This window comes from Ruegeria sp. CDSA221, assembly GCF_059611825.1.
On the sequence record NZ_JBXWPK010000010.1, the window covers coordinates 28,795 to 42,309 of the forward strand.

The following is a 13,515-nucleotide window of genomic DNA, read 5'->3' on the forward strand; positions in this document are numbered from 1 at the left end:
TCCGGATCAATCCAGTGTCCGGGTGACCTCTTCGCGCTCGAAGATTTCGATGACGTCTCCGGCGCGGATATCGTCATAGTTCTCGAATGCCATACCGCATTCCTGACCCGACTGAACCTCGGCCACTTCGTCTTTGAAGCGCTTCAGCGTCTTCAGCGTGCCTTCGTGGATCACCACGTTGTCGCGCAGCAGGCGGACACCTGCGGAACGACGCGCCACGCCTTCTGTAACCAGACAGCCAGCAACCTTGCCAACGCCTGTAACCTTGAAGACTTCGCGGATCTCGGCATAACCGATGAACTTTTCGCGGATCTCGGCGCTCAACAGGCCTGATGCGGCGGCTTTCACGTCGTCGACCAGATCGTAGATCACCGAGTAGTAGCGGATTTCCACGCCCTTTTGGTTCGCGGTGTTCCGGGCTGAAGCATTGGCACGCACGTTGAAGCCCAAGATCGGGGCTCCGGACGCTTCCGCCAAGCCGACATCCGTTTCGGTGATCGCGCCGACGCCTGAATGCAGCACCCGCACGCGTACTTCGTCGTTGCCGATCTTCTCCATCGCCTGAACGATGGCTTCGGCAGAACCCTGCACGTCCGCTTTCATCAGAATTGGCAGCTCGGTGACGTTTTCGTCTTCCTTGGCCTTCTGCATCAGCTGTTCAAGGGTGGTTGCGGCACCGGCGGCGGCGCGTTTGTCCTTGGCGGCCTGTTCACGGTAGGCGGCGATTTCACGCGCCTGCGCTTCAGTCTCGGTCACGTTCAGAACGTCCCCGGCCTCGGGCGTGCCATTCAGACCCAGAACCTCAACCGGAACCGAGGGGCCTGCCTCTTTGACGCGTTCGCCCTTGTCGTTGATCAGTGCACGGACTTTACCGTATTGCTCACCCACAACAAAGATATCGCCCTGACGCAATGTACCGGTTTGAACCAGAACGGTAGCAACAGGTCCACGGCCCACATCCAACTGCGCCTCGATCACGGCACCCTGGGCGGCGCGATTCGGGTTGGCTTTCAGCTCAAGAATTTCGGATTGCAACGCGATGGCTTCCAACAGCTCATCCAGACCCTGACCGGTAATGGCGGACACTTCGACGTCCTGAACCTCACCCGACATTTTCTCAACGATGACTTCGTGCTGCAGCAGATCGGTGCGCACCTTGTCCGGGTTCGCATCCGGCTTGTCGACCTTGTTGATCGCAACGATCATCGGGACACCCGCCGCTTTGGCGTGGTTGATCGCCTCGATCGTCTGCGGCATCACCGCGTCATCCGCAGCAACAACCAGAACCACGATATCCGTGACCTGTGCCCCGCGCGAACGCATCGAGGTAAAGGCCGCGTGACCCGGTGTATCCAGGAAAGACAGCGTTGTGCCGCCATCGGTTTTCACCTGATAAGCGCCAATATGCTGGGTAATACCCCCGGCCTCACCCGCCACAACGCGAGCGTCGCGGATCGCGTCCAGCAACGAGGTCTTACCGTGGTCAACGTGACCCATGATGGTAATGACCGGCGGACGCGACTGCAGATCGCCTTCGCTGTCTTCGATCTCTTTGATGACGTCCTCGACGTCAGAGGCCGAGACGCGCGTGACCTTGTGGCCAAATTCTTCGATGATCAGTTCCGCAGTATCAGCGTCAATGGTCTGGTTCTGCGTGACCATCATGCCCATGTTCATCAGCGATTTGACAACGTCCGCGACACGCTCGGCCATACGGTTGGCCAGCTCGGACACGACAATCGCCTCGGGCAGCTGTACGTCACGGATAACCTTTTCCCGCTCGACAGCGCCGCCCATGGCTTTCTGACGCGCGCGCTCTTGCTTACGCTTCATGGCTGCCATCGAACGCTGGCGGTTGCCTTCACCACCGGTCGCCTGACCCAGAGTCAGCTTGCCTGAACGGCGGTTATCGTCACGGCCCTTGGTGCGCGTGCCGCGCTGTTCACGCTCGCGATCCTGCTTGCGTGGCGTTGCTGCGGGCGCAGGCTTGCTGGCCGGGCTGCGGGCGGCTTTTGGCTCTTCAGGAGTCGGGGTCGCCGCGACACGCTTAGCGGCATCTTCAGCCTCTTTGCGCTTGCGTTCTTCCTCTTCGGCCTTGGCGCGCGCGCGTTCTTCGGCCTCGCGCTGTTCGCGCTCTTTGGCCTCTAGTTCCGCACGGCGACGGGCACGCTCTTCCTCGCGCGCTTTTTCAGCGGCCTGACGCTCGGCGGCCTCTTCGACCTCACGCGCCTTGGCAGCCTGCAGCGCCTTCATCCGGCGCGCCATTTCCACGTCGGAAATCCCGGCTGGACGACGCGACGGATCACCTGATGGCGTAGCTCCACCACCGGTTTTGGCCGCACCCGGCTTGGGGACCACCACGCGTTTGCGTTTGGTTTCCACCACGACATTCTTGGTACGTCCGTGGCTGAAACTTTGTTTCACATTTCCGGGGCGCGCCCCGCCACGAAGACCCAATGTCTTTTTGCCGTCACTATCGCTCATAAAGCTTCTTACCCTTCCGCGCGGCCCTTGCCGCCGTCATCCGTTTCGCGCAAGCCATGCAGGCGCTGCGCTTCCTCTACAACACGTTTGGCGAGTCCGCCAGAGGCCAAGGCCGCATGAATCACGGTTTGGCGCCCAAATGCCGCCCCAAGTTCGTCTGCGGTCAACCAGCCGATGTATTTCCCAAAGTGCGGCGTGCTGAGTTTCGACTTGCCGCGCCCCGATCCATCAGAAGCCTGAAGCAATATCTGGGCCTCTTCCCGGTCCAGCATTGCCTTGACCTTTTCATAGCCAGCAACCGCATCACCGGACTTGCGTGCAAGGCTCAAAAGCTCGATCACGCGCCGCGCAATCTGCTTTTCAACCTCATCGGCCAGATCCTTTGACACAGTGACCTGCGCCTTGAACCCCCGCGCGAACAATTTCTTGCCGATGGCTTTGTCCAACGCGCTGCGGTCGGCCGAGACATAAACACCGCGCCCCGGCAGTTTTGCCGCGACATCAGGAAAGACCTGACCGTCTGGCCCGACCACAAAGCGGATCAGCCCATATCTAGGCTGAACCTCGCCAGTGGCAATGCACTTGCGTTCGGGTCCGTCAGACCGATCCTTATGGACGCCACCGCGACCCATGTGCGCCACCCGAAGCCTGCGATCAGGCCTCGGCTTCCTCGTCGGCCGCTACGCCGTCTTCTTCAGCCTGCTCCAGTTCGGCAGGATCAACCCAGCCCAGCATGATGCGTGCGGTCATGACCAGATCCTGCGCCTCTTCCAGCGTTATGCCAAAAGGCTCCAGAACGCCGTCATCCTTGATACGCTCACCATCAACTGTGGTCCAACCACCAGCCAGTTCCCAGTCAGCGCAGGTGGCAAAATCTTCCAACGTTTTCACGTCGTCCTTGGCCAGCGCCTCTACCATCTGGGGTGTCAGACCTTCGAATTCAATAAGGCTGTCCTCGACACCCAGCTCACGCGCTGCATCCAGCGCCGCTTTGGCCTGTGCTTCCAGGTGTTCACGCGCACGGGTCTGCAGTTCCTGCGCGGTGCCATCGTCGACGCCGTCAATGACCAACAGCTCGTCAAGCTCGACATAAGCGACTTCTTCCAGGTTGGTAAACCCTTCCGAGACCAGTAGTTGCGCAAAGAACTCGTCCAGATCCAGGCTTTCCATGAACAGGCTGGTGCGGGCTTCGAATTCTTTCTGACGGCGCGCCGATTCTTCGGCCTCGGTCATGATATCAATGTCCAGATTGGTCAGCTGGCTGGCCAAACGCACATTCTGACCGCGACGGCCAATGGCAAGGCTCAGCTGTTCTTCAGGAACCACAACTTCGATCTTGCCCGCTTCTTCATCCAGAACAACCTTGGACACCTCGGCAGGCTGCAGCGCGTTCACCAGGAAGGTGGGCTGATCTTCGTTCCATGGAATGATGTCGATCTTTTCGCCCTGCAGCTCATTCACGACGGCCTGCACACGGCTGCCGCGCATACCAACGCAGGCACCGACAGGGTCGATCGAGCCGTCATAGGAAATGACAGCGATCTTGGCGCGCGATCCGGGATCACGCGCAACAGCTTTGACCTCGATTATGCCGTCATAGATTTCCGGCACTTCCATCTTGAACAGTTCAGCCATGAATTCAGGCGCGGTGCGCGACAGGAAGATCTGGTGGCCACGAACCTCGCGGCGAACTTCCTTGATATAGGCGCGCACACGGTCATTGGGGCGATAGCTTTCGCGGCCAATCTTGTCGTTGCGGCGCAGAACAGCCTCGGCACCGCCCAGATCGACGATGACATTGCCAAACTCTTCGCGCTTGACCGCTCCGTTGATGATGGTACCTGCGCGATCCTTGAAGTCTTCGTACTGGCGATCGCGCTCGGCTTCGCGGACCTTCTGCAGAATCACCTGCTTAGCGGATTGCGCCGCGATCCGGCCCATTTCGACCGGAGGCACTTCTTCGACATAGACGCTACCGACTTCCGGCGCTTCCATGTATTGCTTGGCCTGCTCGACGGTCATCTCTGCCTGATAGTTCTCAAGCTCCTCATCTTCAACCACGGTGCGGACACGGGTAAACGTCGCCTTGCCGGTCTTGCGGTCGATGCTGACGCGGATATCCATCTCGGCGCCGTAGCGGCTTTTGGCGGCACGGGCGAGCGATTCTTCCATCGCTTCGACAACCAGACCGGGGTCGATCATCTTTTCGCGGGCCACGGCCTCGGCGGTCTGCAGCAGCTCCAGCTGGTTGGCTGAGGTGATTGCCATCAGTTCGTCTCCTCTTCGGACCCTTCGGTCTCAATCTCGTCGAAAGCGTTTTCGTTCAGGGCACCGGCGTCCTTGCGCTGGCGCAGCATCTCTTTGATCAGATCATCGGTCAGGACCAGCTTGGCATCGCTTAGCCAGTCAAACTGCAAGCCGATGGTGATCGTCTCATCTCCCTCGGAGATATTGATCAAAACCTCATCACCTTCGGTCCCGGCCAGCTCACCTTTGAAGCGGCGACGGCCGTCGATCAGTTCGGCGGTTTCAATCTTTGCCTCATAGCCCTCGAACATCTCAAAATCCTTGAGACGTGTCAGAGGCCGGTCGATGCCGGGGCTGGACACTTCCAGCGCATAGGCGTCAAGGATCGGATCTTCGACATCCAACGTGGCACTGACTGCGTTCGATATCTCGGCGCAATCATCCACTTCGATGCCACCATCGGGCTTGTCGGCCATGATCTGCAAGGTGGTCTGCTTGCCGCTCATCAGGCGGATACGGACCAGCTCATACCCCAGATCTTCGATCACTGGGGTGATGATCTCGGCCAGTCTCCGATCGATGGCAGCTTTGGCTATCAGTTCGTTTGTCATCAGCTACTCTACCCTGTCAGTCGGGCACAAAAAAACGGGCGCGCGGCCCGTCGAAATTCTCGGTGGAGCCCCAGACCAGAAGTCTGACACGCCGCTGTTGCAACTGCATATACGCAGGGTTTCCCGAGTCTGCAACCCCCGGCAGGAACCATGACCGGAATTTACGCCAACCACCACCGTTCAGCGATGCGTCCGTCGTCCAGCGCGCGCGCGCCGCCGATCTGCTGGGGCATACCAACATGAGCAGCAGCAGCCAGCGCAATATCCGATTCGCTGGGGTGAAGGCGCAGACCGCGCAGTCCATTCAAGCCTTCGGATGATGGCAGGGCAGCAATATCCACATAGCCATCCCGCAATGCTTCGGCCCGGACGCGGGCATCAGGAATGACGATAATCTCAAAAGCATCCGCCCAACCGGCCTGAGTGCTCTTATAATGGTCAACGACTTTGCGGCCCAGAAAGTGGCGATCATCCTCAGCCCGTTCGACACGGTAGCATCCGGTGCCATTGGCGATCTGCAGCGGTTTGACGCTCTGACCAGCCCGCGGGATGACAAATTGACTTTCGGCCAGCAGGAAAGGCAGGCCGGGATTAGGTTTGGCCAGTTCAAGGTGCAGCCGGTTAGGGGCCAGCGCTTCGGCGCGCCCGACTTCGGCCAAAACCGCCATCACATCAGCGATATCCAATGCTACGCCGTCGTGGAACACCGCATCATCGCGCAGATCAAACGTCCAGATCCGGGCATCCGTATCGGTCTGCCATCCTGTTGCCAGCTCACCTCGCAAGGTACCGTCCGGTGCGATTTCGGTCAGCGTGTCAAACACCGCCCCCCGTGCAACCTGTTCAAGACTGTCGTCACGCGGCACCGCAAGCCGCAGGGTTCCACCCGGCTTGGGCGTATTCGCCAGTGACGCACCTGTTGCGGCCAACAGCGCCGCAGCGGCACCTGATGCAAACAACGCGCGGCGGTCAATGCGGGTCATGCTACCCCCTCGGCCACGCGGTTCATAATGCGGACCAATTCGGCACTGATGCCGGGTTCAGACAGGGCATGGCCCGCCTGACGGACCATCTTCAATTCGACATTCGGCCAGCGCTCGGCCAGGTTCCAGGCAGAATGCGGTGGGCAGATCATGTCATAGCGGCCCTGAACGATATGGCCGGGAATATGAGCGATCCGATCCATCTGCTCCAGAATCTGCCCGTCCTGATCAAGGAAAGCCCGATTGATAAAATAGTGATTCTCAAGCCGGGCAAAGGCGCGCGCATACTCACCCGGGCTTTCTCCGGTGGATCCGTTCGAATGGATTGACGCCAGCGCATTTTCCCAGGCGGACCAGGCCCGTCCGTACAGAACCTCAGTCGCCCGATCCCCTGAGAACAGGCGTTTGTTATAGGCCCCAATCGCATCGGAAAGCTCTGTCTCGGAGAGCAGAGCGGTGAACTTGGACCATTGCTCGGGCCAGAACTTGCCCGCGCCACCACCATAGAACCAGTCCAGCTCGGCCTGCGTTGCCAGAAACACGCCGCGCAATATCAGCCTATTCACCCGGTCAGGATGCGCCTGCGCATAGATCAACGCCAGGGTTGCGCCCCAGCTTCCACCGAAAACGGCCCAATCACTGATGTTCAACAGGGTGCGCAGCCGTTCGATATCGGCCACCAGATGCCAGGTTGTGTTGTCTGTGACCGATGCGTGCGGGCGCGAGCGTCCACAGCCTCTCTGATCAAACAGAATCACCCGAAAGACGTCCGGATCGAAATAGCGCCGCATTGCGGGGCTGCATCCGCCACCCGGACCTCCGTGCAACACGACTACCGGCAGGCCATCCGGATTGCCGCATTGTTCCATATAGATAAGGTGACCATCGCCCACATCAACCATGCGCTGATCGAACGGGTCGATCGGCGGGTAAAGATATTGCACTGCGCGCTTTTGGTCCGGGTACTTGTCCATTATGGCCCTATATAGTCCTTAAACGTAAAAGAGCATACGGAGACAGGAATGCAAGCGCATCCGAACACGGTAGACCCGTCCGAGATCGCAAAATTCGAGGCGATGGCCGCCGAATGGTGGGACCCGCATGGGAAATTCAAGCCCCTGCATATGCTGAACCCCTGTCGTCTGGATTATATCACACAGCAAATCGCAGGCGAATTTGACCGTGATCTGAAGGCCCCGCGCCCGTTCGAGGGCCTGCGCCTGCTGGATATCGGATGTGGAGGAGGCTTGCTGAGCGAACCCATGGCTCGCCTTGGCGCCGAGGTCGTGGGCGCCGATGCCGCCGAGGGCAACCTGCCCGTCGCCCGCATCCATGCCGAGCAATCGGGGCTTGGGATCGACTATCGCCACACCACTGCCGAGGATATGGCCGCCGCAGGTGAGCAGTTTGATGTGATTCTGAACATGGAGGTGGTCGAACATGTGGCCGACCCGCTCAGCTTTATGACTGCCACGCGGGATTTGCTGAAACCCGGCGGACTTGAGATTTGTTCGACCATCAACCGCAACCCGAAATCCTATGCGATGGCCATCTTTGGTGCCGAGGTGATCATGCGCTGGCTGCCGCGCGGCACGCATGAGTGGAACAAGTTCATCACCCCTGACGAGTTGTTCGACCTGTTGCGTCAAGCCGGGTTGGACCCGGTGGACCGCAAGGGTTTCGTATTCAACCCGATCCTGTGGAGCTGGTCGATCTCGGCCCGGGATTTGAGCGTGAATTATGTGACGGCGAGCGTGAAGCCGGGGTGAACCTACTCCCCTTCCAACTGCAACCGCAAATCCCGCAGTACGGGCAGGGTGCTGCGCACCCGCTCCAGCCCCAGCTCTCCGACCACGCGGTTGATCAGCGGCGCAATGGAGGAGATCGCCTGATCCCGAGCACTCCGCCCAGCGGGGCTGATGGCGACCATCTTGCGGCGGGCGTCGTCCCAGTCGGGGCGGATGTGGATATATCCGGCCCATTCCAGCTTGGCCAAGGTATTGGTCATGGCACCTCGGGTCACGTGAAACGTATCGGCTAGCTGTGCCGGGCTGCGTTCGTTGCCGACAAAGACAAGATGGTTCAAAACCGAGAAATGCGAAATTTCCATGCCCCTGGGCAGCACCCGGCTGAGCCGGTTCCGCAATAACTGGTCTGCGGTCAGGATCTCGCTGAACAGCGTGACCGCGAGGGCATTGGTATCGTTTGTCATAGTCCAGATTCTGGATCAAGGGCCGTCAAAGGGACGGACATGTGTCAGCGAAGGCACGCGGCGTCGTGCTTCTGTAACAGAACTATCATCCAAATTGAAAAAGTGAATGCCCTGATCGGTCCCTGCGTCGATGACGACCTCTCCCCATGGGGCGACGACCATGCTGTGACCGTAGGTTTTGCGGGTCTTTCCCCTTGTTTTAGGGTGTTCACCGGTCTGCGCCGGGGCCAACACCCAGCATCCGTTTTCAATCGCCCGCGCCCGCAATAGCGATTTCCAATGGGCCTCACCCGTGACAGGTGAAAAAGCGGCTGGAACCGTCAGAATGCGCGCTCCAGCCTGCGCCAGAGATGCGTACAGTTGGGGGAAGCGGATATCATAACATATACTCAGACCCACCTTGCCGAAATCTGTCTCGGCTATGACCGCCCGTGTGCCGGGACGGTAGTTTTTGGACTCGCGAAACGTCTCGGCCTCGGACACCTGCACGTCGAACATATGAATCTTGTCATACCGCGCCACGATCTGCCCCTGAGGGTCAATCATGAAAGACCGATTGGCAAACCGACCATCCGCATCATGTGTTTTGATCGCCAACGAGCCGATCAAAAACCAGATCCCCAGGCTCGCGGCCTGCTCGCGCAGCCCCGCAAGTGTCAGGTCGTCTTCTTCGTATTGCAGGATTTCCCGCTGCCGTGTGGACGAGGTGGACACGCAATTCGTCACCTCGGGCGTCAGAACGAACCGCGCACCCTGCCCTGCCGCTTCGGACATCAGGGCGCGCACCATTTTCAGGTTTTCAGCCGGATCATCCGACGAGGTGATCTGAAGCAGGGCGCTCTTCATCAGGCCGCCAGCAAACCGTCCAGCTTGCCCTGACGTTCCAGCTCATACAGGTCGTCGCATCCGCCCACATGCTGCGATCCGATAAAGATCTGGGGTACGGTCCGCTTGCCACCGGCGCGCTGGATCATTTCAGGTTTGCGTTTTGGGTTCCTCAGCACATCGACTTCCTGAAACTCGACGCCCTTCTGATTCAGCAGCCGTTTTGCAGCGTGACAGAAGCCACAGAGCGGCGAGGTATATATTTCTACCGATTTCATATTCCGTACCTTTGGGTTTCGCACAATCCTGGGCGAGTTAGGTATCCTTGGCAACGCGCGCTAGGGTCAACACAAAAATATGATTTGCCCCGGATGCACGACAGACACGTGCACATGAGGTCAATGTTGCGCCTGATGTCATGACATCATCGACCAGCAGAATATCGCGCCCCTGCATCTGCCGAAGCCGCCTGGGATGCGCTGCAATCGCATTCTCCAGCGTTTCCATGCGCTGTGCGGCTGTTTTTCCATCCAAAACCGGCGTTCTTGTCCGTCGGACCAGAAGGTCCGGACAGGCCTCCAACCCGGTTTGCCGCCCCAGATGCTGTGCTAACAGGGCGGATTGGTTGTACCTGCGTTTCAGCAACCGGGACCAATGCAGCGGTACCGGCACGATCAGCATGTCCTCGCGAAACAAATCCCGACCCGCCAGGGCCATCCAGCGCGCCGCAGGGCGTGCAAGCTCGGGCCGGTCCCCATGTTTCAGAGCCAGAATCAGGGATCGCGCCTTGCCATCATACAAAAGCGCAGACCGCCCATCGCGCCAGGGGCGCGGCGTTTTCATACAGTCATCACATTCGATTCGGTGGCCATCGGCCTCACCCGGCAAGGGCACGCCGCAGCTTTCACATACAGCGCCACCGATAAAGGGCGTTTCACGCCAACAGGAGCCACAGAGGCCGAAATCCGCCTCGGTCAAATCACCGCATCCCAGACAGCGCGGGGGATAGATCATCTGGACAGCGGTTTGAATCCGCTGCCACATGCGATAGTTGCGCCCTATGAAACTGCCTGATTCCAACGCACCCTCACTGTTCGACCGCGCAATCCTTGCACGGCGTCGGTCCCGCGCACGGGAAGATGCCTTGTTCTTGCACCGCGCCGCAGTTGACGAGGTTCAGGATCGGCTCGCCTTGGTTAATAAAAGCTTTACGGCCCCGGCGATCGTGACCCCTTTTGCGCAAGTCTGGCAGGATGTGTTGCCAATGGCGCGGATCATCCCGGATAACGAGGTGCTGGACCTGACCCCCGGTGCCCATGATCTGGTGATCCATGCTATGGCTCTGCACTGGGCCAATGATCCGGTTGGGCAGTTGATCCAGTGTCACCGCGCGCTGCAACCTGATGGGCTGTTGCTGGTGATCTGTCTGGGCGGTGAAACCCTGCATGAACTACGCGCCGCGCTTGGGCAGGCCGAGGTTGAGGTCACGGGCGGCCTCAGCCCCCGCATCGCGCCTATGGCCGAGCTGCGCGATCTGGGCGGGTTGCTGCAACGCGCCGGACTGGCCCTGCCGGTTGCTGATACCGCGCGGCTGACGGCGGAATATCGCGATCTGACCCACCTGATGCATGACCTGCGGGCAATGGGTGAAACCAACAGCCTGCAAAACCGCATGAAACACCCCACAAACCGGCAGGTCTTTGCCCGGGCGCAAGACATCTATGCCAATCATTTTAGCACTGATCAGAAACGCCTCAAGGCAACATTCGAGCTGGTCTGCCTAACTGGCTGGTCGCCCGATGAAAGCCAGCCAAAACCGCTGCGTCCGGGCTCGGCCCAGATGCGGCTTGCGGATGCTCTGGGCGCAAGCGAAGGCAAACTGTCCGATTGACGAATGCGGAATTCCGGTTATCTCAGCCCGAAGCAAAGACATCTCAGGAAGTGAAACATGTTTGACGCCACACGCCCCGATCATGCCCCGGCGGATCACCCCAAAGTCAAAACGGGCCGCGTCGGCATCCTGCTGGCCAATCTCGGCACCCCCGACGATTACAGCTATTGGCCCATGCGCCGTTATTTGAACGAGTTTCTGTCGGACCAGCGCGTGATCGACTATCCCAAGTGGAAATGGCAACCAATCCTGCAGGGGATCATCCTGACCAAACGGCCCTTCAGCTCGGGTGAGGCGTACAAGTCGATCTGGAACCACGACAAGGGCGAAAGCCCGCTGATGACGATCACCAAAGAGCAGACCGCCAAGATGCGGGACGCGATGACGGAACGCTATGGCGACAGGGTCATGGTCGAGTTCTGCATGCGCTATGGCAACCCATCGACCAAATCAAAGGTCCGGGAAATGGTCGCAGCGGGCTGCGACCGGATTCTGTTCTTTCCGCTTTACCCGCAATACGCAGGCGCCACGACGGCCACGGCCAATGATCAGTTTTTCCGCGCCCTGATGGATGAAACGTGGCAACCCGCCAGCCGCACCGTGCCCGCCTATTTTGACGAACCCGCCTATATCGATGCTTTGGCCGGGTCTGTGGAAAAAGCCTATGCCGCGATGGAAGATAAGCCGGACATACTGGTCTGTTCCTACCACGGCATGCCGGAACGCTACCTGCTACAGGGCGACCCTTATCACTGCCAATGCGCAAAAACGACTCGGTTGCTGAAAGAAAGGTTGGGCTGGTCGGACGACCAGCTTGTATCGACCTTCCAGTCACGATTCGGCCCGGAAGAATGGCTCAAGCCATATACGGTCGACCACGTGGCCGAGCTGGCAAAACAGGGTAAGAAGAAGATCGCCGTTATCGCACCAGCGTTTTCCGCCGATTGCATCGAAACGCTGGAAGAGATCAACGAAGAGATCAAAGAGAGTTTTGAGGACGCGGGCGGCGAAAGCTTTACCTATATCCCATGCCTGAACGATGACGAATCGCACATAGCGGCCCTGGGCAAGGTGATCGAGGATAATTTGAAGGGTTGGCTGGACTAAGCCACCCAGTCCACTAGGCACAAAAAAAGGCGGTGGAAAGCTCCACCGCCTTTTCTTTAGATATCGCTTGTCGAATTAGCTTGCTGCAACAGCTGCGGCAACAACAACCAACAGGATCAGCGGCAGGATGATGCCGTTTGACGAACCCTGAGTTTCTTCAACAACAACAGGTGCTTCAACAACCGGCTCTTCCAGGTTGCCTGCATAAGCGGTCGAAGCAGCAGCAGTCAGTGCAGCGGCGAGAACGAGTTTCTTCATATTAACCTCCAGGATACGCACGGTTCCGTATAGTGAAACCATGCACTCAAGACTTACCTCGTGTTTTTTTCTAATCAGCTATCCAACTGGAATGCAAATGGAAGTTGCGTCACAAGCGGGTACCTGCGCGGAAATGTCGTCAAATTAGCAACACTTGCGTGCCAACCTTGGCCATTGAGAACAGTTCGGCAATATCGTTGTTGAAAAGACCGATGCACCCATTCGAAGATCGGCGCCCAATTTTGCGCGTATCATGGGTTCCGTGAATTCGGTAATATTTCCAGCTTAGATATAAAGCATGTGTTCCCAGAGGGTTATCCGGACCCGGCGGGATATAGTCTGGCCATTCCGGATTTCTTTTCTTCATCGAAGGTGTTGGAGACCAGCTTGGGCCCTCGACCTTGCGGATCACACTGGTCCGGCCGCGGCGCGTCAGCTCTTCGGTCAGGGGAACCGACGACGGGTATAGTTTGTACACTGATTGATCGTCCGACCAGTAGTGCAGCGCGCGCGACACAGTATCGACAAGGATAGCTCCGTTTTTCGTATTCGAAAAATAGGGCTGCCAGTCCAGAGCTCTGAAGCCAGAGATGTTACGGCGCACCGCGGGTTCGTCCTCGGGTGCGGGGCGCAGCGGGTCTCCGGGGGTGTATTGGGCAATCGCAGGCGAGGCGACCAGAGCCGAGACACCCGCGACGAATCCGCGTCGGGTTGTATGAGTAATGCTTTTCTTGACCATGATCGCAGGTCCTTTTCACAGAAAATCTAAAAATCCTGTGCATTTTATTGCCAGAATGCTTCAGTCGCAATTGAAACCGGCAGAATCACGCAGAACAAAGCCATTGTGCGTTTGCCCACAGCCTTCTGTCACGCTATGCCGTATGGCAACACAATAAT

15 protein-coding genes are annotated in these 13,515 nt (G+C 58.6%); 3 read left to right on the forward strand and 12 right to left on the reverse strand.

The window, feature by feature from the left end:
- Nucleotides 1-6 precede the first annotated feature (6 nt).
- The 6 genes from infB to pip all read right to left on the reverse strand — a co-directional run bounded on the left by infB (nt 7) and on the right by pip (nt 7,299).
- Nucleotides 7-2,484, reverse strand: coding sequence for a translation initiation factor IF-2 (infB, locus tag AC2FJ5_RS15000; protein WP_496692727.1), 2,478 nt, complete (start codon nt 2,482-2,484; stop codon nt 7-9).
- An 8-nt stretch (nt 2,485-2,492) separates the two neighbouring features.
- Nucleotides 2,493-3,116 (reverse strand): RNA-binding protein, encoded by a 624-nt coding sequence (locus AC2FJ5_RS15005; protein WP_142638257.1) that lies wholly within the window; start codon nt 3,114-3,116, stop codon nt 2,493-2,495.
- 22 nt (nt 3,117-3,138) lie between these two features.
- Nucleotides 3,139-4,752: a transcription termination factor NusA gene (gene nusA, locus AC2FJ5_RS15010; RefSeq protein ID WP_271950779.1), complete on the reverse strand. Its 1,614-nt coding sequence runs from the start codon at nt 4,750-4,752 to the stop codon at nt 3,139-3,141.
- The gene (rimP, locus tag AC2FJ5_RS15015) at nt 4,752-5,342 is read right to left on the reverse strand and encodes a ribosome maturation factor RimP (protein WP_496697395.1); all 591 of its coding nucleotides are present in this window, start codon (nt 5,340-5,342) and stop codon (nt 4,752-4,754) included. Before rimP ends, nusA begins: the two co-directional genes overlap by 1 nt.
- A gap of 161 nt (nt 5,343-5,503) precedes the next feature.
- Nucleotides 5,504-6,325, reverse strand: a complete 822-nt coding sequence (locus tag AC2FJ5_RS15020; RefSeq protein ID WP_496694100.1) for an ABC transporter substrate-binding protein — start codon at nt 6,323-6,325, stop codon at nt 5,504-5,506.
- A complete protein-coding gene (gene pip, locus AC2FJ5_RS15025; RefSeq protein WP_496697391.1) occupies nt 6,322-7,299 on the reverse strand; it encodes a prolyl aminopeptidase in 978 nt (325 codons plus the stop codon). Before pip ends, AC2FJ5_RS15020 begins: the two co-directional genes overlap by 4 nt.
- Nucleotides 7,300-7,347: 48 nt before the next feature.
- Here pip and ubiG point away from each other — a divergent pair, with 48 nt between their 5' ends.
- On the forward strand, nt 7,348-8,094 hold the full coding sequence (gene ubiG, locus AC2FJ5_RS15030) for a bifunctional 2-polyprenyl-6-hydroxyphenol methylase/3-demethylubiquinol 3-O-methyltransferase UbiG (RefSeq protein WP_496793836.1): 747 nt from the start codon (nt 7,348-7,350) through the stop codon (nt 8,092-8,094).
- Between the two features lie 2 nt (nt 8,095-8,096).
- Here ubiG and AC2FJ5_RS15035 read toward each other — a convergent pair whose 3' ends face one another.
- The 4 genes from AC2FJ5_RS15035 to AC2FJ5_RS15050 are packed head-to-tail and all read right to left on the reverse strand — an operon-like array spanning nt 8,097 to nt 10,376.
- A complete protein-coding gene (locus tag AC2FJ5_RS15035; RefSeq protein ID WP_142638269.1) occupies nt 8,097-8,537 on the reverse strand; it encodes a MarR family winged helix-turn-helix transcriptional regulator in 441 nt (146 codons plus the stop codon).
- 15 nt (nt 8,538-8,552) lie between these two features.
- A complete protein-coding gene (locus AC2FJ5_RS15040; RefSeq protein ID WP_496793838.1) occupies nt 8,553-9,383 on the reverse strand; it encodes a carbon-nitrogen hydrolase family protein in 831 nt (276 codons plus the stop codon).
- Entirely contained in the window at nt 9,383-9,640 is a 258-nt protein-coding gene (grxC, locus tag AC2FJ5_RS15045) for a glutaredoxin 3 (RefSeq protein WP_142638273.1), read from the reverse strand. The genes AC2FJ5_RS15040 and grxC overlap by 1 nt, the downstream gene beginning before the upstream one ends.
- Before the next feature lie 37 nt (nt 9,641-9,677).
- Nucleotides 9,678-10,376 carry a ComF family protein gene (locus AC2FJ5_RS15050; protein ID WP_496793839.1) on the reverse strand — a complete coding sequence of 233 codons (699 nt, stop codon included), beginning with the start codon at nt 10,374-10,376 and terminating at the stop codon, nt 9,678-9,680.
- Between the two features lie 46 nt (nt 10,377-10,422).
- On the opposite strand from AC2FJ5_RS15050, the gene AC2FJ5_RS15055 reads away from it, so the two are divergent.
- Nucleotides 10,423-11,253 carry a methyltransferase domain-containing protein gene (locus AC2FJ5_RS15055; protein ID WP_496793841.1) on the forward strand — a complete coding sequence of 277 codons (831 nt, stop codon included), beginning with the start codon at nt 10,423-10,425 and terminating at the stop codon, nt 11,251-11,253.
- 57 nt (nt 11,254-11,310) lie between these two features.
- Nucleotides 11,311-12,360, forward strand: coding sequence for a ferrochelatase (hemH, locus tag AC2FJ5_RS15060; RefSeq protein ID WP_496743311.1), 1,050 nt, complete (start codon nt 11,311-11,313; stop codon nt 12,358-12,360).
- A gap of 75 nt (nt 12,361-12,435) precedes the next feature.
- Here the strand turns inward: hemH and AC2FJ5_RS15065 are convergent, their stop codons facing one another.
- Together AC2FJ5_RS15065 and AC2FJ5_RS15070 are read right to left on the reverse strand one after the other, a co-directional pair.
- Nucleotides 12,436-12,618, reverse strand: a complete 183-nt coding sequence (locus AC2FJ5_RS15065) for a hypothetical protein (protein WP_142638281.1) — start codon at nt 12,616-12,618, stop codon at nt 12,436-12,438.
- Nucleotides 12,619-12,757: 139 nt separating this feature from the next.
- Nucleotides 12,758-13,357 carry a L,D-transpeptidase gene (locus AC2FJ5_RS15070; RefSeq protein WP_281973577.1) on the reverse strand — a complete coding sequence of 200 codons (600 nt, stop codon included), beginning with the start codon at nt 13,355-13,357 and terminating at the stop codon, nt 12,758-12,760.
- Nucleotides 13,358-13,515: the final 158 nt, after the last annotated feature.

Coding starts and splice junctions, on each gene's coding strand:
- infB (WP_496692727.1), bottom strand. CDS start 2,484: ATGAGCGATAGTGACGGCAAAAAGACATTGGGTCTTCGTGGCGGGGCG.
- AC2FJ5_RS15070 (WP_281973577.1), bottom strand. CDS start 13,357: ATGGTCAAGAAAAGCATTACTCATACAACCCGACGCGGATTCGTCGCG.
- ubiG (WP_496793836.1), top strand. CDS start 7,348: ATGCAAGCGCATCCGAACACGGTAGACCCGTCCGAGATCGCAAAATTC.
- hemH (WP_496743311.1), top strand. CDS start 11,311: ATGTTTGACGCCACACGCCCCGATCATGCCCCGGCGGATCACCCCAAA.
- grxC (WP_142638273.1), bottom strand. CDS start 9,640: ATGAAATCGGTAGAAATATATACCTCGCCGCTCTGTGGCTTCTGTCAC.
- nusA (WP_271950779.1), bottom strand. CDS start 4,752: ATGGCAATCACCTCAGCCAACCAGCTGGAGCTGCTGCAGACCGCCGAG.
- AC2FJ5_RS15065 (WP_142638281.1), bottom strand. CDS start 12,618: ATGAAGAAACTCGTTCTCGCCGCTGCACTGACTGCTGCTGCTTCGACC.
- rimP (WP_496697395.1), bottom strand. CDS start 5,342: ATGACAAACGAACTGATAGCCAAAGCTGCCATCGATCGGAGACTGGCC.
- AC2FJ5_RS15055 (WP_496793841.1), top strand. CDS start 10,423: ATGAAACTGCCTGATTCCAACGCACCCTCACTGTTCGACCGCGCAATC.
- AC2FJ5_RS15035 (WP_142638269.1), bottom strand. CDS start 8,537: ATGACAAACGATACCAATGCCCTCGCGGTCACGCTGTTCAGCGAGATC.
- AC2FJ5_RS15040 (WP_496793838.1), bottom strand. CDS start 9,383: ATGAAGAGCGCCCTGCTTCAGATCACCTCGTCGGATGATCCGGCTGAA.
- AC2FJ5_RS15050 (WP_496793839.1), bottom strand. CDS start 10,376: ATGATCTATCCCCCGCGCTGTCTGGGATGCGGTGATTTGACCGAGGCG.
- AC2FJ5_RS15020 (WP_496694100.1), bottom strand. CDS start 6,325: ATGACCCGCATTGACCGCCGCGCGTTGTTTGCATCAGGTGCCGCTGCG.
- AC2FJ5_RS15005 (WP_142638257.1), bottom strand. CDS start 3,116: ATGGGTCGCGGTGGCGTCCATAAGGATCGGTCTGACGGACCCGAACGC.
- pip (WP_496697391.1), bottom strand. CDS start 7,299: ATGGACAAGTACCCGGACCAAAAGCGCGCAGTGCAATATCTTTACCCG.